Origin of the sequence: Enterobacter hormaechei ATCC 49162 (assembly GCF_001875655.1) — a bacterium.
Lineage (GTDB): Bacteria > Pseudomonadota > Gammaproteobacteria > Enterobacterales > Enterobacteriaceae > Enterobacter > Enterobacter hormaechei.
This window is the reverse complement of sequence record NZ_MKEQ01000001.1, coordinates 1,701,070-1,720,421: the sequence shown is the minus strand read 5'-3', so window position 1 is coordinate 1,720,421 and position 19,352 is coordinate 1,701,070. Positions and strand designations below refer to the sequence as shown.

The 19,352-nt window shown below is 58.2% G+C and carries 20 protein-coding genes; 7 read left to right on the top strand and 13 right to left on the bottom strand.

Translation table 11 applies throughout. The features are described 5' to 3' along the window. Positions 1–31: 31 nt before the first annotated feature. Genes BH712_RS08740 through tesA form a run of 3 tightly spaced genes read right to left on the bottom strand, consistent with a single transcriptional unit; the run spans position 32 to position 2,367 of the window. Entirely contained in the window at positions 32–886 is an 855-nt protein-coding gene (locus tag BH712_RS08740) for a co-chaperone YbbN (protein WP_006809830.1), read from the bottom strand. Positions 887–944: 58 nt separating this feature from the next. Then, complete coding sequence (locus BH712_RS08735) at positions 945–1,754, bottom strand: SDR family oxidoreductase (RefSeq protein ID WP_006809829.1); 810 nt, start codon at positions 1,752–1,754, stop codon at positions 945–947. After that, positions 1,735–2,367 (bottom strand): multifunctional acyl-CoA thioesterase I/protease I/lysophospholipase L1, encoded by a 633-nt coding sequence (tesA, locus tag BH712_RS08730; protein WP_032673774.1) that lies wholly within the window; start codon positions 2,365–2,367, stop codon positions 1,735–1,737. The genes BH712_RS08735 and tesA overlap by 20 nt, the downstream gene beginning before the upstream one ends. Here tesA and ybbA point away from each other — a divergent pair. The 3 genes from ybbA (at position 2,338) to BH712_RS08715 (ending at position 6,763) form a co-directional block, all read left to right on the top strand. After that, positions 2,338–3,024: a putative ABC transporter ATP-binding protein YbbA gene (gene ybbA / locus BH712_RS08725; protein WP_006809828.1), complete on the top strand. Its 687-nt coding sequence runs from the start codon at positions 2,338–2,340 to the stop codon at positions 3,022–3,024. The genes tesA and ybbA overlap by 30 nt on opposite strands. Further along, on the top strand, positions 3,021–5,435 hold the full coding sequence (gene ybbP / locus BH712_RS08720) for a putative ABC transporter permease subunit YbbP (RefSeq protein WP_006809827.1): 2,415 nt from the start codon (positions 3,021–3,023) through the stop codon (positions 5,433–5,435). The genes ybbA and ybbP overlap by 4 nt, the downstream gene beginning before the upstream one ends. A 182-nt stretch (positions 5,436–5,617) precedes the next feature. Continuing rightward, positions 5,618–6,763: a porin gene (locus BH712_RS08715; protein ID WP_000155505.1), complete on the top strand. Its 1,146-nt coding sequence runs from the start codon at positions 5,618–5,620 to the stop codon at positions 6,761–6,763. Positions 6,764–6,850: 87 nt separating this feature from the next. On the opposite strand, the gene mnmH is transcribed toward BH712_RS08715, so the two are convergent. The 5 genes from mnmH to ppiB form a co-directional block, all read right to left on the bottom strand. Next, on the bottom strand, positions 6,851–7,921 hold the full coding sequence (gene mnmH / locus BH712_RS08710; protein ID WP_006809826.1) for a tRNA 2-selenouridine(34) synthase MnmH: 1,071 nt from the start codon (positions 7,919–7,921) through the stop codon (positions 6,851–6,853). Positions 7,922–8,005: 84 nt separating this feature from the next. Further along, positions 8,006–9,073: a 5-(carboxyamino)imidazole ribonucleotide synthase gene (gene purK / locus BH712_RS08705; RefSeq protein ID WP_006809825.1), complete on the bottom strand. Its 1,068-nt coding sequence runs from the start codon at positions 9,071–9,073 to the stop codon at positions 8,006–8,008. After that, on the bottom strand, positions 9,070–9,579 hold the full coding sequence (gene purE, locus BH712_RS08700; RefSeq protein WP_006809824.1) for a 5-(carboxyamino)imidazole ribonucleotide mutase: 510 nt from the start codon (positions 9,577–9,579) through the stop codon (positions 9,070–9,072). The genes purK and purE overlap by 4 nt, the downstream gene beginning before the upstream one ends. A gap of 119 nt (positions 9,580–9,698) precedes the next feature. Then, positions 9,699–10,421 carry a UDP-2,3-diacylglucosamine diphosphatase gene (gene lpxH / locus BH712_RS08695; protein WP_032673772.1) on the bottom strand — a complete coding sequence of 241 codons (723 nt, stop codon included), beginning with the start codon at positions 10,419–10,421 and terminating at the stop codon, positions 9,699–9,701. A 3-nt stretch (positions 10,422–10,424) separates the two neighbouring features. Continuing rightward, complete coding sequence (ppiB, locus tag BH712_RS08690; RefSeq protein ID WP_000256009.1) at positions 10,425–10,919, bottom strand: peptidylprolyl isomerase B; 495 nt, start codon at positions 10,917–10,919, stop codon at positions 10,425–10,427. Between the two features lie 175 nt (positions 10,920–11,094). Between ppiB and cysS the strand changes: the two genes are divergently transcribed. After that, a complete protein-coding gene (gene cysS, locus BH712_RS08685; protein ID WP_006809822.1) occupies positions 11,095–12,480 on the top strand; it encodes a cysteine--tRNA ligase in 1,386 nt (461 codons plus the stop codon). Between the two features lie 86 nt (positions 12,481–12,566). On the opposite strand, the gene BH712_RS08680 is transcribed toward cysS, so the two are convergent. The 5 genes from BH712_RS08680 to folD all read right to left on the bottom strand — a co-directional run bounded on the left by BH712_RS08680 (position 12,567) and on the right by folD (position 17,131). Beyond that, on the bottom strand, positions 12,567–13,091 hold the full coding sequence (locus tag BH712_RS08680; RefSeq protein ID WP_006809821.1) for a metal-dependent hydrolase: 525 nt from the start codon (positions 13,089–13,091) through the stop codon (positions 12,567–12,569). 73 nt (positions 13,092–13,164) lie between these two features. Further along, positions 13,165–14,181, bottom strand: coding sequence for a Mal regulon transcriptional regulator MalI (malI, locus tag BH712_RS08675; protein ID WP_006809820.1), 1,017 nt, complete (start codon positions 14,179–14,181; stop codon positions 13,165–13,167). 83 nt (positions 14,182–14,264) lie between these two features. Then, positions 14,265–15,764, bottom strand: a complete 1,500-nt coding sequence (locus tag BH712_RS08670) for a PTS transporter subunit EIIC (RefSeq protein WP_006809819.1) — start codon at positions 15,762–15,764, stop codon at positions 14,265–14,267. A 285-nt stretch (positions 15,765–16,049) separates the two neighbouring features. After that, positions 16,050–16,262, bottom strand: coding sequence for a ribosome-associated protein YbcJ (ybcJ, locus tag BH712_RS08665; protein WP_006809818.1), 213 nt, complete (start codon positions 16,260–16,262; stop codon positions 16,050–16,052). Between the two features lie 2 nt (positions 16,263–16,264). Continuing rightward, positions 16,265–17,131 (bottom strand): bifunctional methylenetetrahydrofolate dehydrogenase/methenyltetrahydrofolate cyclohydrolase FolD, encoded by an 867-nt coding sequence (gene folD / locus BH712_RS08660; protein WP_006809817.1) that lies wholly within the window; start codon positions 17,129–17,131, stop codon positions 16,265–16,267. A gap of 310 nt (positions 17,132–17,441) precedes the next feature. On the opposite strand from folD, the gene fimA reads away from it, so the two are divergent. The 3 genes from fimA to fimC all read left to right on the top strand — a co-directional run bounded on the left by fimA (position 17,442) and on the right by fimC (position 19,344). Beyond that, entirely contained in the window at positions 17,442–18,005 is a 564-nt protein-coding gene (fimA, locus tag BH712_RS08655) for a type 1 fimbrial major subunit FimA (protein WP_032673619.1), read from the top strand. A gap of 69 nt (positions 18,006–18,074) precedes the next feature. Next, positions 18,075–18,617 (top strand): type 1 fimbrial protein subunit FimI, encoded by a 543-nt coding sequence (gene fimI / locus BH712_RS08650; RefSeq protein WP_032673618.1) that lies wholly within the window; start codon positions 18,075–18,077, stop codon positions 18,615–18,617. Positions 18,618–18,651: 34 nt separating this feature from the next. Next, entirely contained in the window at positions 18,652–19,344 is a 693-nt protein-coding gene (gene fimC / locus BH712_RS08645; RefSeq protein WP_006809814.1) for a type 1 fimbria chaperone FimC, read from the top strand. Positions 19,345–19,352: the final 8 nt, after the last annotated feature.

Genomic DNA, 19,352 nt, shown 5'->3' with positions numbered 1-19,352 from the left:
GTAAGCGTTAGCGCCACCGGGCATTTTTGGGTTAGTAGAGCAACGCGTACAGCTGACGACGATACTTCGACGCCAGCGCATCACCGGTACCGAGTGCGGCGAGGATCTCCTGGAACATCTTCCGCGCCTGACCGTCTGCGGCGCCCAGGTCTTTCTGAAGATGGCTAAACAGCAGTTCCAGTGCCTCTTCGTTACGCCCCACCTGATGAAGCTGAAGCGCCAGCTGGCTTGCCAGCGCGGCATCCGCCGGGTTGTCCGCAACCTGCTGCTGAAGCTGCTGAATTTCAGGGGTATCCGCCGCCTGTTTGAGCAGGTCAATCTGCGCCACCAGACCCTGATAACGGGTGTCCTGATCCTGCATCGGCACCGTTTTCAGCACGGCTTCCGCGTCTTCGGGGCGGTGCAGGGCAATCTGGGTCTCTGCCAGCAGCAGACCAATCTGGCTGTTCTGGTTCGACAACTGCCAGGCGTCTTTTAACAGCGGCAGCGCCTCGTCGTACTTGCCTTCCTGCATCAGCGCCATGGCTTCCTGCGCTTTCAGCTCTTCTTCGCGCGGCAGGACTTTATCCAGCAGGGCGCGGATCGCCTCTTCCGGCTGCGGCCCCTGGAAGCCATCGACCGGCTGACCGTTCTGGAACAGGTAGACGGTTGGGATCGCACGCAGGCCAAACTGGGACGCGACCATCGGTTCGGCGTCACAATCCAGTTTCGCCAGAATGAACTGACCGTTGTACTGCGCGGCAAGGCTTTCCAGGACCGGCGTCAGTTGCAGACAGTGTTGGCTGCGTTCAGACCAGAAGTAGAACAGCACCGGTTTGGTCATCGACTGTTCGAGCGTCTGTTGCAGGTTAGCTTCAGTTATGTTGACGATATTCTGTACGGACATGCGGCATTCTCTTTTATCGGTTTACTCTTTACATGGGGGTAAGCGTCGTCGCTTCAACTCAACCCTGCAAAATTTTGTCCATCATCCGCCCGGGCAGCAGGCGTTTCAACCAGCCGACGGCATGGGTTACCAGCGTAACCGGATAGCGCATTTTAGGTGTATCGCTCTCAAACGCGTGGCGCACTTTGGCAACGACGGCTTCTGGGCCAAGCGTAAAACGCGCCGCTATTCCGGGGTTTTCGACCGGTTTGTCCGCCTGCGTCTGGTTAACGTTTTCCGTAAAGCGGGTGCGAATGGGACCCGGCTCAATCAGGCTGACCTTAATACCGCTGTGGCGCAGCTCCATGCGCAACGCATCGGACCAGGCTTCAAGCGCATATTTACTGGCAGCATAAGCCCCGCGGCCCGGCGTGGAGATCAGGCCCATGACCGAGGAGGTCATCACGATGCGCCCTTCGCCGTGCGGCAGCATGGCCGGGAGAAGGCGCATGGTAAGCTGATGCGCACCGAAAAAGTTTGCGGAGAACTGCTGCTCCAGCTGTTCCCGTGAGAGGGTCTGTAGCGGGCCGTACACGCCGTAGCCCGCGTTGTTGAACAGACCGTAAAGACGGTTGTTGGTCAGGGCGATGACCTCATCGGCGGCCTGCTCCACGCTCTCTGGCGAATCGAGATCCAGCAGTATGCCGGTAAATCCCAGCCCTCTCATGCGTTCAACATCCTCGGGTTTGCGGCAGGCTGCCAGCACCCAAAACCCCTGACGCTTCAGTTCAAGGGCGCTTTCAAGGCCAATTCCGCTGGAACATCCTGTTATTAAGACCGATTTTTGCATAACTTTACCTGTCAGGTTCTCAGCTGTTTGACGAGTCATGTTTTACTAAAGGAGCCAGCCGGGTTGCCATCCAGTCGGCAATGAACGGCTGGGCATCGCGATTGGGGTGAATGCCATCATCCTGCATCCACTGGGGTTTCAGATAGACCTCTTCCATGAAAAATGGCAGCAGCGGAATATCAAACTCTTTGGCAAGCTTAGGATAGATCGCGCTAAACGCCTCATTATACCGACGGCCGTAGTTAGCGGGCAGGCGAATTTGCATCAGCAGCGGCTGGGCGTTGGCGGCCTTAATGGTCTGCAAAATGGTCCGCAGCGTTTGCTCTGTTTGCTGAGGCTGGAAGCCGCGCAAACCATCATTGCCGCCGAGTTCGACCAGCACCCAACGCGGTTGATGCTGCTTGAGCAGGGCAGGCAGGCGCGACAGGCCTTGCTGCGACGTATCGCCGCTGATACTGCCGTTAACGACAGTCGTCCGGGACTGCCATTTATCATTGAGCAGGGCGGGCCAGGCCGCACTGGCGGCCATACGATAGCCCGCGCTCAGGCTGTCACCCAGAATCAATAACGTGTCCGCAGCCGCCGCGCGGAAGGTCATCAGCATCAAAAACAGGAAGGGCAAATGCCAGCGGAAAACATTGTTGAAGTTCATCGTCTTAAGAAGTCCGTCGGTCAGGGAGAACACGAGCTTTCCATCCTCACCGGAGTTGAACTCGTTGTCAAACGTGCCGAAACCATCGCCCTGATTGGCGAATCCGGTTCCGGTAAGTCCACGCTGCTGGCTATTCTCGCCGGTCTGGACGATGGCAGCAGTGGTGAAGTGAACCTGGTCGGCCAGCCTCTCCACGCGCTTGATGAAGAGGCCCGCGCCGCGCTGCGTGCCCGGCATATCGGGTTTGTCTTTCAGTCCTTCATGCTGATCCCGACGCTGAACGCGCTGGAAAACGTTGAACTGCCCGGCCTGCTGCGCGGTGAAAATACCCGTGAAAGCCGCGATCACGCGAAGGCCTTACTGGAACAGCTGGGGCTGGGGAAACGTCTCGACCATCTTCCGGCACAGCTCTCCGGCGGTGAGCAGCAGCGCGTGGCGCTGGCCCGGGCGTTTAACGGACGGCCGGAAGTGCTGTTTGCCGATGAACCAACGGGCAATCTCGACCGTAAAACCGGGGACAAAATTGCCGATCTGCTGTTTTCCCTCAACCGCGAGCACGGCACGACGCTGATTCTTGTCACCCACGATCCCCAGCTGGCTGCCCGCTGCGACCGTCGCCTGCGGCTGGTCAACGGCGTTCTTCAGGAGGAAGCATGATTGCCCGCTGGTTCTGGCGCGAATGGCGCTCGCCTTCGCTGCTGATTGTCTGGCTGGCGTTGAGCCTGGCGGTGGCCTGCGTGCTGGCGCTCGGCAGCGTCAGCGATCGTATGGAAAAGGGGCTAAGCCAGCAGAGCCGGGAATTTATGGCGGGGGATCGAACCCTGCAAAGTTCTCGCCCGGTGCCGCCGGGCTGGATTGAGGCAGCGCGCAAAGAGGGGCTGAAGGTGGGGGAGCAGATCACCTTCCAGACCATGACCTTCGCGGGCGATACGCCGCAGCTCGCCAGCGTGAAAGCCGTGGACGACATCTACCCGATGTACGGTGACTTACAAACCAGCCCGCCGGGGCTTAAACCGACGCCCGGTACGGTACTGCTGGCATCGCGCTTGATGGCGCTTCTGAACCTGAAACCCGGCGAGAGTATTGACGTGGGCGATGCGACGCTGAAAATCGCCGGGGAGGTGGTGCAGGAGCCTGACTCCGGCTTTAACCCGTTCCAGCTTGCGCCACGCCTGCTGATGAACACCGCCGACGTGGCGAAAACCAGTGCCGTCCAGCCGGGCAGCCGTGTCACCTGGCGCTATAAGTTTGGCGGAACGCCTGCCCAACTGGAGGCGTATGAAAAATGGCTTCTGCCGCAGCTCAAGCCGGAGCACCGCTGGTACGGGCTGGAGCAGGACGAGGGGGCACTCGGCAAATCCCTCGAACGTTCTCAGCAGTTCCTGCTGCTCTCTGCGCTGTTAACCCTGCTGCTGGCTATTGCGGCGGTGGCCGTGGCGATGGGGCACTACTGCCGCAGCCGCTACGATCTGGTGGCGATCCTCAAAACCCTGGGCGCGGGCCGGGCGCAGCTGCGCAGGCTGATTGTCGGCCAGTGGCTGATGGTGCTGGCGCTGTCGGCTATTACCGGCGGGGCGATAGGGCTGCTGTTTGAAAAGCTGCTGATGGTGCTGCTGAAACCGGTGCTTCCGGCTGCATTGCCCCCGGCAAGCCTCTGGCCGTGGCTGTGGGCCATTGGCGCGATGACGACGATCTCCCTGCTGGTGGGGTTACGCCCGTACCGGCTGCTGCTCGCCACCCAGCCGTTGCGCGTTCTGCGCCGCGATGTGGTGGCCAACGTCTGGCCGTTGAAGGTTTACCTGCCGGTGATTATTGCGGTGGCGGTCGCGCTGCTGGCCTGGCTGATGGGCGGCAGTACGCTTCTTTGGGCGGTACTGGCAGGCGCGGTGGTGCTGGCGCTGCTGTGCGGCGCGCTGGGCTGGCTGTTGCTCAGCCTGCTCAAAAAGCTGACGGTGAAATCACTCCCGGTGCGGCTGGCGGTGAACCGTCTGCTGCACCAGCCGTGGTCTACCCTCAGCCAGCTCTCGGCATTTTCGCTGTCGTTTATGCTGCTGGCGCTTCTGCTGGTGCTGCGCGGGGATCTGCTGGATCGCTGGCAGCAGCAGCTTCCGCCGGAAAGCCCGAACTATTTCCTGATTAACATTGCCCCCGAACAGGTGACGCCGCTGAAGGGCTTCCTGTCGGAGCATCACATTATCCCCGAGTCGTTCTATCCGATCGTGCGGGCGCGTCTGACGCAGATCAACGGCCAGTCGACGGAGGGAAATAAAGATGAGTCGCTTAACCGCGAACTGAACCTGACCTGGCAGGAGAAACGGCCGGACCATAACCCGATTACCGCCGGCACCTGGCCGCCGAAAGCGGGGGAGGTGTCGATGGAAGAGGGGCTGGCGACGCGCCTGAACGTGAAGCTGGGAGACAGCGTCACCTTCACCGGCGATACCCAGGATTTCACCGCCAAAGTCACCAGCCTGCGTAAAGTGGACTGGGAAAGCCTGCGGCCAAACTTCTTCTTCATCTTCCCGCCGGGCGCGCTGGACGGACAGCCCCAGAGCTGGCTCACCAGCTTCCGCTGGGAAAACGGCAACGGCATGCTGACCCAGCTTAACCGGGAGTTCCCGACGGTGAGCCTGCTGGATATCGGCGCGATCCTCAAACAGGTCGGGCAGGTGCTGGAGCAGGTGAGCCGTGCGCTGGAGGTGATGGTGGTGCTGGTGACAATCTGCGGCGTGCTGTTGCTGCTGGCGCAGGTGCAGGTGGGCATGCGTCAGCGTCATCAGGAGCTGGTGGTCTACCGCACGCTGGGGGCCAGTAAACGGCTGCTGCGCGCCACGCTGTGGAGCGAATTTGCCCTGCTCGGGCTGGTAGCGGGCCTCGTGGCGGCCATCGGGGCGGAAACCGCGCTGGCGGTACTCCAGAACAACGTCTTCGACTTCCCGTGGGAGCCTGACTGGCGGCTGTGGGTAACGCTGCCCGTCTGCGGCGCCGTGCTGCTGTCCCTGTGCGGCGGCTGGCTCGGAACCCGGCTGTTGAAAGGTAAAGCGCTGTTCCGCCAGTTTGTCAGCTAGTTTACTGACGTGATGATGACGCACCGGCATTTCTGCTGGTGCGTTGTCGCTTAACGGCACAAATCGTTAATGCCCCTGCATTTAGTAGCACAAAACATTAAAAACCCGCCCACACAGCCCGAATTTTTCCGGTTAATATTCACCAGCTAAATATTTAGCAGCGTGTCTATCAAGGAAAAAGAATGACTATAAGAAAAACAGCGCTGGCGACAACGATCGGCGCAGCAGTGGCATTGGCTTCTTTCGCCTCGCAGGCGGAAATCACCCTTCTGAAACAAGATCCGCAGGCGGGTAATCCGCTGAGCCGCCTGAACTTCACCGTTGGCGGCAGCATCCGTCCTCAGTTCCAGAACATGACCGGTGATGACGGCAAAAACGGCTACAAGCGTAACGGCTTTGACGGCGGTACCCGCTTCCGTTTCGCGGCAGACTACTACCTGTTCGATGACATCAGCTGGATCACCTACTACGAGCTGGGTGTGAACATTCCGGCGCAGTTTAACTGGGATAACCACTATGCCGACGGCGCGCACGACACCTCACGTCGTATGCTCTACACCGGCCTGAAGAGCGACACCTGGGGTACGCTGACCTTCGGTCAACAGAACAGCGTGTACTATGACGTGGTGGGCGCAAAAACCGATATCTGGGACTACGACATGATTGGTCAGGCGCCGGGTAACGGGATCAACGGCGACTACGACGGTTCATACCGTTCACGCCAGATGCTGAAGTACAAGAAAACCGTGGGCGATGCCGACATCTACGCCTCTTACCTGTTTGAAGACAGCGAATACCTGCCGGGCAACGGCCTGCGTTACAAGCGTAAAGGCGGCGGCTCGCTGGGTATTGATTACCATCTGACCACCGACCTGACCTGGGGCGCCGCGTGGAACTACACTCGCGCGGACATGCGTAACCCGGACAACGGCGACAGCAAATCTTACGACCAGAACATCCTCGGTACTGCGCTGAGCTGGACGCCGGATAACTGGACCTTCTCCGCGGGCGGCGGCTGGTATCAGAACTTCATGACCACCAAAAAAGTGTCTGTTAACGACTACTTCGCCGGTGATGCATGGGGTATTGAATACTTTGCCGGGTACAAGTTCCCGGTGGGTCAGTATGCGGTGAAATCCATCCAGCCGTACTTCATGGGTGACCGCATTGAGTACGTGAATGGTCGTAACTACCAGCGTATCGACAACGGCGTGGGTATCAGCTTCCAGCTGGATTACGGTTTCCGCGTGGATTACGAACACGTGTTCACTTCCAGCACCGACAACCTGGGCGACATGAACCTGGTGCGTCTGCGTTACGACTTCTAAGTGGTTTGTTCCCCGGTGGCGCTGCGCTTACCGGGGCTACAAAAGCACGCGTAGGCCGGGTAAGGCGTAGCCGCCACCCGGCTTTTTTTAGCGTTCAAGCCATTCGGCAATTTCTTCGTAGGTCCCGCGATACACAATCTTCTCCGCTTTTTTATCCAGCTGATAGCTGTACATCGGGTCGTAATAGTCCTTCAGCAGCGGCGCAAGCCAGCTGAAGTGTGCGTCAGTGCAGCCCGTTCGCTGCTGTTCGGCAAGTGCAGCGTCCAGCAGGGCGGTAAATTCCGCAAAACGCTGTAGTCCAAGACGACGGCGAATGGCGAACAGGCCGTGATGCAGGTACTCGCTGTACGCTTTCCAGCCCGCTTCCTCGCCGTAGGCAGCAGAAAAATCGGCCCACATGTGGTCAAAATACTCTTCGCGCAGGCGCTCCAGGCGGATCTCAAACGGATCTTCGACCACCACGATAGGGGCGTCAGCCATGCGGTCGCGCAGGCACTCCGGCAGGTGGTTAGAGCCAATCATCCGGCCCTCATCTTCCAGTACCCAGCGCGCAGCATCTTTTTTCAATAGCTCAACCGCAAGGTGATTCTCGAAGCTCGCCTGAGAAAGCTGCGGGGTGAGCGTGCGGCCAAACGACGAGCCGCGATGGTGCGCCAGCCCTTCCAGATCAATGCCCTGTACGTGCTGCTTCACCAGCAGCGTTTTACCGTTGCCGGTACAGCCGCCGATAAGCACCATCGGTTTCTGTGACTGCTCAACGGTCACCTGAATCGCCGTCTGGCGCAGGGCCTTATAGCCGCCGCGGATCAGCGGGTAATCGACACCCGTCTCTTTCAGCCAGGCCTGAGAGATGTGGGAGCGCTGACCGCCGCGCGCGCAGCAGAGATAGCCCTCAGGATGGGCAAGGCTGGCCTCGCGCCAGGCGTTGATGCGTGCCTCTCGCGTCTCGCCGTTGACCAGGCGATGGCCGAGCGTCAGTGCGGCTTCGGGTCCCTCGCGTTTATAGCAGGTGCCGACGGCGGCACGCTCGTCGTCGTTCATCAAGGGCAGGTTGAGTGCGGCGGGCATCGCACCCTGGGCAAATTCGATCGGCGCGCGAACGTCGATTATTGGGGTATCGGACGCGAGGATCGCGCGATAGTCCGTTCCATCGTTCATGGTGATTCCAGAAGAAAACTGAGCAGCAATGGGCGGGGATTGTACGCCGGGGAAGGGGAAGGTCAACTCCCCGGCGGGGGATACTTACTTCAGTTTTGACTGCGCCCAGACAATGCCGCTTGCATAGTCTGGCGGCAGCAGGGGAACAATTGCTTCCAGCGTGGCGCTCAGGCGATCCGTGTCGGTATCGTTCAGGTTAAGGTGGCCCACTTTACGACCCGGGCGGACCTCTTTGTCGTACCAGTGCAGGTGCACCAGCGGCAGCTTCAGCCAGTTGTAGTTCAGATCGGTGCCGATCAGGTTGATCATCACCGACGGGCTGGTCACCACCGGCTGCGGCAGCGGCAGGTCAGTAATGGCGCGCAGATGCAGCTCGAACTGGCTGATGGAGGCACCGTTTTGCGTCCAGTGGCCGCTGTTGTGCACGCGCGGCGCAAGTTCGTTAATCAGCAGACCCGATGGCGTGACGAAACACTCCATTGCCATCACGCCCACATAGCCCAGCTCGTGCATGATGGCGGAGAGCATCTCTTCCGCCTGCGCCTGCTGGTCGGCATTGGCCTGCGGGAAGACGACGCTGGTGCGCAGAATGCCGTCCTGATGCAGGTTATGCGTCAGGGGGTAGAACACCGTGCGGCCATCGTGCCCGCGTGCGCCCACCAGCGACACTTCCCCGCTGAAGTTAATGCCCTGCTCGACGATGCACTCGCCGTAGCAGTTGTCCGGCAGTTCGGCGGTGTCGTGCGCGCGCAGGCGCCACTGCCCGCGACCGTCGTAGCCACCCACGCGACGCTTCACAATCGCCAGCTCGCCCAGCATCGCGAACACGTCATTCCACTCGCTTTTGTCAGACAACAGCTGCCACGGCGCGGTCGCAAGGCCGAGCTTGTCGAAAAGCTGTTTTTGCGTGAGACGGTCGGCGATGATCGGGAATACGTCGCGGTTCACAAAGGCGTTATGGCGCGCCAGCTCGCGGGTCAGGGCGGTTTCCGGCCAGCGTTCAATTTCGGCGGTGATCACGCTCTGATGGAACGGCACCGCTTCCGGCTCGGCATCCAGCCCGACGGGCCAGACGGCAATACCCAGCGGCTCACCGGCCTGACGCAGCATGCGGCCAAGCTGACCATTACCGAGAACGCAAACCTGCTTCATGCTGCACCCCGCGGATCCGGGTTATCCAGCACCTCGTCGGTCTGGGCTTTACGCCACTCAGCCAGACGCTGATGTAAGTCTTTATCATGCGTCGCCAGGATCTGCGCGGCCAGCAGGGCGGCATTTGCAGCACCTGCTTTACCAATCGCCAGCGTACCGACAGGAATACCGCGCGGCATCTGGACGATAGAGTAAAGGCTGTCCACCCCGCTTAACGCGGCGCTTTGTACCGGTACGCCCAGTACCGGCACCAGCGTTTTGGCGGCAATCATGCCCGGCAGATGTGCTGCGCCGCCCGCACCAGCAATGATCACCTCGTAACCGTTCTCTTCGGCGCTTTCGGCGAAGCTGAACAGTTTATCCGGCGTACGGTGCGCGGAAACCACTTCAACGTGGTGCGGAACATTCAGGATTTCAAAGATTTCGGCGGCGAACTGCATGGTAGCCCAGTCGCTTTTGGACCCCATCACGATGGCGACACGCGCCGGATTATTGCGGGAAGACATGCGTCTTAAAACTCCTGTGGTGCGGAACACACTGCTTTCGAGGGCACAGAGAATAGCATGTAATACCGGCAAGGAAAACGGTTGCGTGGTCGAGAAATGGGCGAAAAAACGGGGAGAGGTTAAAACGGGAAGGCGATCAGTTCCACACCTTCCGGCGTGACTTTCACCATCGATCCTTCCCTGTGCCAGGCGCCTAAAACGACGCGATGGGCCGGTTCACCGTTGGCGATAAGGGAATGCACATCGGGACGATGGGTATGGCCGTGGATCAGCCACTGAACGCGATGCTTTTCCATTACGTTTACCACCGCCTGCGGGTTGACGTCCATAATGGTCATCGATTTGCTGCTGTTGGCGGCTTTGCTGCCCGCGCGCATTCTGGCGGCGATGCGGTTGCGGATGAACAGCGGCAGGGCGAGGAACATTTTCTGGATCCACGGGGTGTGGACTTTGGCGCGAAACGCCAGGTAGCCGGTATCGTCGGTGCAGAGCGTGTCGCCGTGCATGATCAGAATATTGCGGCCATAGAGGTCGAGCACCTGCTCTTCCGGCAGTAGCGTCATGCCGCTCTCCCGGGCGTAGCGCTGGCCAATCAGGAAATCACGGTTGCCGTGAATGAAATAGCAGGGGACGCCGGAATCCACCAGCGCTTTAATGGCCGCAGCCATGTCACGGTGCAGCGGGTTCGGGTCGTCGTCGCCAATCCAGGCCTCAAACAGGTCGCCCAGAATGTACAGCGCATCGGCGCTTTTCGCTTCACCGCGTAAAAAACGCAGAAAACCGGCGGTGATCGCCGGTTCTTCTGTTTGCAGATGCAGATCCGCAATAAAGAGTGTCGCCACCAATTACTCGCTGACGGTCACGCTTGTGATCACAACGTCTTCTTTAGGAACGTCCTGGTGCATACCGCTGCGGCCAGTAGAAACGGCTTTGATCTTGTCGACCACGTCCATTCCTTCAACCACTTCTGCGAATACGCAGTAGCCCCAGCCTTGCAGGCTTTCGCCAGAGAAGTTCAGGAAGTCGTTGTCCGCTACGTTGATGAAGAACTGTGCGGTTGCAGAGTGTGGCGCCTGAGTACGGGCCATTGCCAGCGTACCACGGGTGTTTTTCAGGCCGTTGTTCGCTTCGTTTTTGATCGCTTCTTTCGTCTCTTTCTGGCGCATGCCAGGCTCGAAACCGCCGCCCTGGATCATAAAGCCGTTGATCACACGGTGGAAAATAGTGTTGTTGTAGAAACCTTCGCGGCAGTAGTCCAGGAAGTTTTTAACTGTTTCAGGCGCTTTGTCATCAAAGGTTTTGATTACGATATCGCCATGATTAGTGTGGAAAGTAACCATTTTTGCATCCTGTTCCGTTATTGTGGTGCGTCGACCCGTGCTCGGGTCACATATAGGGGCTTGTTATAGCATAACCACAGGACACGATCACCTTGCATTGTGTGCTGACCATACTCCGAATTATGGGTATTATAAGGAACAAACAATCCACACACGTGTTTACATGGAATCTTCGATGTTAAAAATCTTTAATACAATGACGCGCCAAAAAGAGGAATTTAAACCTATCCATGCCGGGGAAGTCGGCATGTACGTGTGTGGTATTACGGTTTACGATCTCTGTCATATCGGCCATGGCCGTACCTTTGTCGCGTTCGACGTGGTGTCACGCTACCTGCGCTTCCTGGGTTATAACCTGAAGTACGTGCGCAACATTACCGACATTGACGACAAAATCATTAAACGTGCTAATGAAAATGGCGAAAGCTTTGTCGCGCTGGTGGATCGCATGATCGCGGAAATGCACAAAGATTTTGATGCCCTGAATATTCTGCGCCCGGACAGCGAGCCGCGCGCGACTCATCACATTCATGAAATCATCGAGATCACCGAAAAGCTGATCGAACGCGGTCACGCCTATGTGGCGGACAACGGCGACGTGATGTTCTCGGTGCCGACGGACCCCACCTACGGTGCGCTTTCCCGCCAGGATCTGGATCAGCTCCAGGCCGGTGCGCGCGTGGACGTGGTGGACGTGAAGCGTAACCCGATGGACTTCGTGCTGTGGAAGATGTCCAAAGCGGGCGAACCAAGCTGGCCATCCCCGTGGGGCGAAGGGCGTCCGGGCTGGCACATTGAATGTTCCGCGATGAACTGCAAACAGCTGGGCAACCATTTCGACATTCACGGCGGCGGGTCGGATCTGATGTTCCCGCATCACGAAAACGAAATCGCACAGTCTACCTGCGCCCACGGCGGCGAGTACGTGAATTACTGGATGCACTCCGGGATGGTGATGGTGGACCGCGAAAAGATGTCGAAATCGCTGGGCAACTTCTTCACCGTCCGCGATGTGCTGAAGTATTACGACGCGGAAACCGTGCGCTACTTCCTGATGTCTGGTCACTATCGCAGCCAGCTGAACTACAGCGAAGAGAACCTGAAGCAGGCGCGCGCTGCGCTGGAGCGTCTGTATACCGCACTGCGCGGCACCGACAGGTCTGTTCCGGCCGCAGGCGGCGAGGCGTTCGAAGCCCGTTTTGTTGAGGTCATGAACGACGACTTCAACACCCCGGAAGCCTACTCCGTGCTGTTCGACATGGCGCGTGAGGTGAACCGCCTGAAGTCAGAAGACATGGCGGCGGCGAATGCGCTGGCGTCTCATCTGCGTAAGCTCTCCTCCGTGCTCGGCCTGCTGGAGCAGGAGCCGGACGTGTTCCTGCAAAGCGGTGCGCAGGCGGACGACGGTGAAGTGGCGGAAATTGAAGCACTGATTAAAGCGCGTCTGGAAGCGCGTCAGGCGAAAGACTGGGCGGCGGCGGATGCGGCGCGTAACCGTCTGACCGAGATGGGCATTATTCTGGAAGATGGCCCGCAGGGGACCACCTGGCGTCGTAAGTAAGTCCGTAACGCCCGGTGGCGCTAACGCTTACCGGGCCTACAGGTGAAAGTAGGCCGGGTAAGGCGCAGCCGCCACCCGGCTTTTTTTTACCTTCTCTTCTTCCACCACAGCACCCCCATCAGCACCATCCCCGGCAGCCACACCCACAGCAGTTCTGAAATGATTACCTGATGCCCGTACGGGGTGGTATAGCGCGACAGTGCAAACGGCGCGACCTTGATCACCTGCCACGGTGCAAAGAAACGTTCATCCGACCAGGGCCACAGCCAGCCGACGCCTTTCCCGCCCGTGGTGATCGAATCCAGCAGGCTGTGCGACAGCAGCGACACGGTTAAAAACAGCCAGCAGCGCGTCAGGCTGGCCCGGAACCATCGTCGGCCTGCCAGCACGCAAAGTATCGGCAAAATAAAGGCAAACAGCAGCGAATGCGTAAAACCGCGATGGCCGAAAATGTTGCCGTAAGCGACACCGAATTTAAACGCCAGTACGTCGACGTCCGGCAGCATGGCGAGGACGATCCCGGCAAACAGCAGGCGGGGTGGGATGACTTTGGTTCCGAGCCCTAAGCCCAGACACAGAGGAACGGCAGCGTGAGTGATGACGGTAGGCATTGCATTTATCCATGGCAAATCATGGGAATATAGCAGCAGATCCGCCGCAGCAAACCTGTGCTAAATTCTGATTTTACGCCGATTCCCGCGCAATAAGCTGCCCGGAGAGGGTAATGCGCTGCGTTTGCAGATCCGGCTCTTTCAGCCTGCGGATCATCAGCCCTGCCGCCTGGCGGCCTGTCTCTTCACTGGCAGACGACACGTAAGTCAGCGACGGCGATGTGAGGTTAACGTGAAGCATATCTTCAAAACCAATCAGCGCCACCTGCTGGGTTAAAAACACGTCTTTACCCACCGTGCGCCCCACCTGGTGAATGCCCGAGATCGAACCGAGCATTGCATCTGGTGAATGGCAGAGCAGGGCGGTAATTGTATTGTTCTTCTCCAGCAGCTGGCGAGTCGCCATGGCCGCCGCCTGCGTGTCATCGGTGCAGGCGGGAGAATATTCCTCACGCCAGACCAGCCCGTTTTGCGTCATCGCGCTGCGAAAACCAAGCAGGCGCTGCTCGCGGATACGGCACCCGTCGCGCCCGCCAATGTAGGCAATGTTGCGGTGCCCGCGCTCAATAAGATACCGCGCGGCCAGGTTCGCCGCCTGGCGGTTATCGCGCATCACCAGATTGCATTTCTCTTCCAGCAACGACTGCGAAACCGCCACAAGCGGCAGCGGGCAGTGACGAATGTGTTCCGGGAGAGAGGCGGCGCGGGTGTCCGACGCCAGGTAGATGACGCCCGCCACGCCCTGCTGCTTAAACGAGAGCAGGGTCCGTTCAAGATGTTCGCCGTCGTTCAGCGGCTGGCCGAGAAAAACCATATAACCCTGCTTCTCCAGCTCCTGAACGATGCTCGCCATCACTTTAATGGAAAAGCTGTCGCTGAAGTCGCGCAGGATCAGGCCGATTAAGTTGGAGGTGTTGGCGCGAAGGTTGGCAGCGGCGACGTTATGAATATAGCCCAGCGTGGTGATGGCGGCATTGACCTTCCCGATCGTCGCCTCTGAGATCTTCCCTTTTTGGCGCAGCACCAGCGAGACGGTAGAGACCGACACGCCCGCATGCTTTGCAACATCAATAATGCTGACTTTCTTCAAAACCGCTCCCTGAAATTTACCGATTATCAGCCAGATAAGAGGCGTCCCCCAGCCTACAGGAGACGCCTCTTTCAGGCATCTTATTATTTGCCAATCATCGTGGACATGGTCTGGGCGATAAACTGTGCTCTGGCCCCGAAAATCACCTGTATCCCGTTGTCGCCCACGAACACCACGCCGCGCGCGCCAAGCCCGTTCAGCCCGTCGCGGTCCACCGCATCGCTCTTCGCCACTTCCAGACGCAGGCGGGTGATGCACGAGCCGACGGAATCAATGTTCTGCGCACCGCCCAGCAGGCCGATGATTTCGGTGGCAAGTTCGGAATCGGACTTGTCATTCGCACTGGCGGTCACTTCAGTACGGCCCGGCGTTTTCACGTCGAAACGGCGGATCACGAAGCGGAAGGTGAAGTAATAGATCAACGCCATCGGAATGCCGATGATAATGGCGCTCAGGAAGTTGGTCTGATAGCCATTAAACGACGGCAGGATGCCGAACGACAGGTAGTCGATAAAGCCCGCCGAGAACGATTTGGCGATATGCGCATGCAGCAGGTACATGGTCATGTACGCCAGGCCCGCCATGATGGCGTTGAAAACGTAGAGAATCGGCGCCACGAAGATAAAGGTGAACTCCACCGGCTCGGTGATCCCCGTCAGGAAACAGGTTAGCGCCGCAGAGAAGAGAATACCGGCCGCGATTTTCTTATTTTTGGTATGCGCTTCGTAGTACATCGCCAGACATGCCGCGGGCAGCGCGAACAGCATCAGCGGGAACTCACCCTGCATGAACTTCCCGGCGTTCTGGTAGGTGTCGCTGCTAAAGGATTTCACCCCTTCTTCCAGCATCTTGAACCAGATGGTCTGGTCGCCGTGGATCACCTGGCCTGCCTGGGTGGTGTAATCCCCGAAAGAATACCAGAACGACGGATACCAGATGTGGTGCAGGCCGAGCGGGATCAGCGCGCGCTCCACCAGGCCGAAGATAAAGGTCGAGGCCGCCTGGTTGTCGCCGTTCACCACCACGGAAAGGGCGTCGATCCCGGACTGAATATGCTGCCAGACGTACGGCAGCAGCAGGCCGAGGAGGAACGACAGGAACGCCGTCGCAATCGCCACAAAACGCTTACCGGAGAAGAAGCCGAGGAACTCCGGCAACTGCATGGTGTGGAAACGGTTGTAGCACCAGGCCGCAAGAATACCGCAGATCAGGCCGCCAAAGACGCCCATTTGCAGCGTCGGGATGCCGACGACCATGGCGTATTTCCCGCCCTGAGAGGCCATTTCCGGCGTAATGCTCAGCACGGTGCTGATGGTGATGTTGGTGACAAACACCGACACCGCCGCAGAAAGCGCCGCGATACCGGACTCCGACGCCAGACCCACGGCAGAGCCGATGGCAAACAGCATCGGCAGGTTATCAAAAATAACCCCGCCAGCGTTCATCATCAGCGGCAGGTGGAACTTATCGCCGAAGGCCAGCAGCAGGCCCGCAGCGGGAAGCAGTGAAATTGGCAGCATTAAGGCGCGACCAATCATCGATAATTTAGACAGCGATTTAACAAACCCTGATATCAGACTCATGCTGATTTCCCCCGAGTAGCGCTTTTTTTAGCGCTGTTATTGTAAGTAGAACGTTTTAGTAGAACGTTCTACTTATCGTGGGGAAAGTCTGAAAAACGCGCAACTGAAATCTCACCTTTCAAGAGATGAAATAGTGATTATTTGAAGTTGATCGATAATTAACCGCGATGGATGTGAGGGGATTGTGAGAGAAATTGCCGGGTGGCGGCTACGCCTTACCCGACCTACAAACGGCGTTCGGACTGTTCCCTCTCCCCTTTGGGGAGAGGGTTAGGGTGAGGGGCCTCAGGCCGTCACGGTCACGCTCTGCCCTGCATAACTCACGGTCTGGCCCGCGACAATTTTGCAGCGCTTGCGGGTTTCCACCGCGCCGTCTACTTTCACCTGCCCGTCCGCGATAACGATTTTTGCCTGCGCGCCGCTTTCGCTCCAGCCTTCCAGCTTCAGCAGATCGCACAGCTCAACGTGCGGGTGTTTACCTAAAGAAAAAGTTGCCATGATTACGCGTCCTCTACGTCGTGATACTCCTCGCACGCCTGCAAGGTATTTTGAATCAGTGTTGCTACCGTCATCGGGCCTACGCCGCCCGGGACCGGGGTAATGTAAGACGCGCGCGCCGCGGCATCTTCATACACTACGTCGCCGACCACTTTGCCGTTTTCCAGACGGTTAATCCCCACGTCCACGACAATCGCGCCCTCTTTGATCCACTCGCCCGGAATAAAGCCCGGCTTGCCGACCGCCACGATCAGCAGATCGGCGTTTTCGACGTGGTGACGCAGGTTTTTGGTGAAGCGGTGGGTGACGGTGGTGGTGCAGCCCGCCAGCAGTAGCTCCATGCTCATCGGGCGGCCCACGATGTTGGAGGCGCCAATCACCACGGCGTTGAGGCCGTAGGTATCGATGTTATAACGCTCCAGCAGCGTCACGATGCCGCGCGGGGTGCATGGACGCAGGCGCGGCGCGCGCTGGCACAGGCGGCCCACGTTATACGGGTGGAAGCCGTCAACGTCTTTGTCCGGCGCGATGCGCTCCAGCACCTTCACGTTGTCAATGCCCGCAGGCAGTGGCAGCTGAACCAGGATGCCGTCGATCTCTTTATCGGCATTCAGGGTGTCGATCAGTTCCAGCAGTTCTGCTTCGCTGGTGGTTTCCGGCAGATCGTAAGAGCGGGAGACGAACCCCACCTCTTCGCACGCTTTGCGTTTGCTGCCGACATAAATTTGCGAAGCCGGGTTGCTGCCAACCAGCACAACGGCCAGCCCGGGGGCGCGAAATCCGGCGGCTTTACGCGCCTTCACTTTTTCCGCAACCTCAGAGCGCACCTGCTGCGCAATCGTTTTACCGTCAATAATCTTTGCTGCCATCAGAGAGAAGATTCCGTCTGTAACGTTAGAAAGGGGGGATTGCCTGTATTTTGTCAGAAGCGAGCGCCGCTGTCAGTCACCCTTTACGAGATTTCATCGCTGGCCTGCAAAACCCCTTCTGGGGGTATGGTCAATTTCTTAGAGGGGATTAGGATGTGACCTGGCAAAATGGCAGCGTTTTGACATATTACAAAATAGATTCCTGAGCTACTTTGTCCTCTCCGAAATAAGCCTTCAATTTTTTAATTGAACGTATTTCTTATTCCCGAATATGCGCGGGAAGGGTTATTTACATTTTAAAGGAATAGACATGAAACTCAGCAACATTGCTTCTACTGTTATTGCAACTCTGGCCCTGGTCGCGGGTGCCGCTCACGCAGAAGATCCGGTAGCGCCTGTATCTGTAAACGGTGGTACGGTGCATTTTAAAGGTGAATTAGTGAATGCCGCGTGTTCAGTAAATACTGACTCTTCTGAGCAGACGGTTAATCTCGGCCAGTACCGTACCGCGAAATTCACCAAAGTGGGTGACACCACCTCCAATATTCCGTTCACCATCGAACTGAACGACTGCGATCCTGCGGTAGCGAAAACCGCTGCTGTCGCGTTTACCGGCCAGATCGACGCCACCGACAAAACGCTGCTGGCGGTAAGCTCCGGTAACAACGACAACTCCGCGAAGGGCGTGGGCATTGAGATCCTCGACAGCAAATCCACCACGCTGACCCCGGATGGCGCCACCTTCTCTGCGGCGCAGAGTCTGATTGAAGGGACTAACACCCTGAACTTCACCGCGCGCTATAAAGCCACGGCGGCAACCACCGCGCCAGGCCAGGCCAACGCGGACGCAACATTCGTAATGAAATACGAGTAATGCCTGAATACAGGGATGTGGCTGGCCTCAGGGAAGAGGTCTTTTAATCGCTTATACCGGGAGCGAAGGATGACAAGGACTGGGATACTGCTGTGTGCCCTTGCGATTGCCCCAGCGGTAAACGCACATACCGTTGTGATTGACGGCGGCAAAGTACACCTCAGGGGAGAGCTGGTTAACGGCGGCTGCGCCGTGGCCCCGGACAGCCAGAATATGCGCGTGGATATGGGGCAATACCGCACAAACGCCTTTTCCGGCGTCGGCAGCTTTTCCACGGTTAATGTGCCTTTCACCGTACGCCTGCTGGATTGCAGCGTGGACGTCTCCCGCACCGTAGGGATCCAGTTCCAGGGAGTGACACCGGCAGAAGACCCGCAGGTTTTCCTGGCGACATCGCGGCCGGGGGAAAACGCGGTCAGCAGTGGTGTCGGGCTGGCGCTTTTTGACGAACAGCAACGCCAAATCATCCCGAACGCGACGGCGGTGAGCTGGTTGCCCATTAATACCCGCGAGCTGGCATTTCATTTCAGCGCCCGCTACCGGGCAATATCCGAACACCTTGTACCAGGCACTATTCAGTCGAATGTCTGGTTTACGTTGATTTATCCCTGACGCCTGCGAACTAATTATTAAAGGTACGGTTGTGATGAACACCCTGATTAAACCTGGACTGTTTTTATCTTTTATTTTGATGATGATTTCTGCCACCGCGAATGCGTCCGGCGGAATTGCGCTGGGCGCGACGCGCGTTATTTATCCGGCCGATGCAAAACAAACGTCGCTGGCGATCACCAACAGCAATAAACAAGAGCGCTATTTAATTAACGCGTGGATAGAAAATGCTAACGGGCAAAAGGAAAAAACCTTTGCCGTCACGCCGCCGCTGTTTGTCAGCGAGCCAGCCAGCGAAAACACCCTGCGCATTATCTACGCAGGCCCGGCGCTGCCTGCCGATCGCGAATCGCTTTTTTACATGAACGTCAAAGCGATTCCCTCCGTCAGCAAAAAACATCAGGACGGCAACAACGTCCTGCAACTGGCCATTCTGTCTCGCATCAAGCTGTTTGTTCGCCCGGCTAGTCTGGCGATGCCGCCGGAAGAGGCGCTCTCACAGCTGCGCTTTGAGCGCGTCGGCAACCATCTTAAGGTGAGCAATGCCTCGCCGTATTACGTCACGCTGGTCAATCTGAAACTTGGCGGTCAGACCCTGGATAACCTGATGGTTGCCCCCAAAAGCTCGGCGCAGCAAGTGCTGCCCACCGCAGCGAGCGGCACGCTCTCCTGGCAGAGTGTGAACGACTATGGCGCCATTACCCCGGCGCGTAGCGTCAGCCTGTGAGCAGAGAC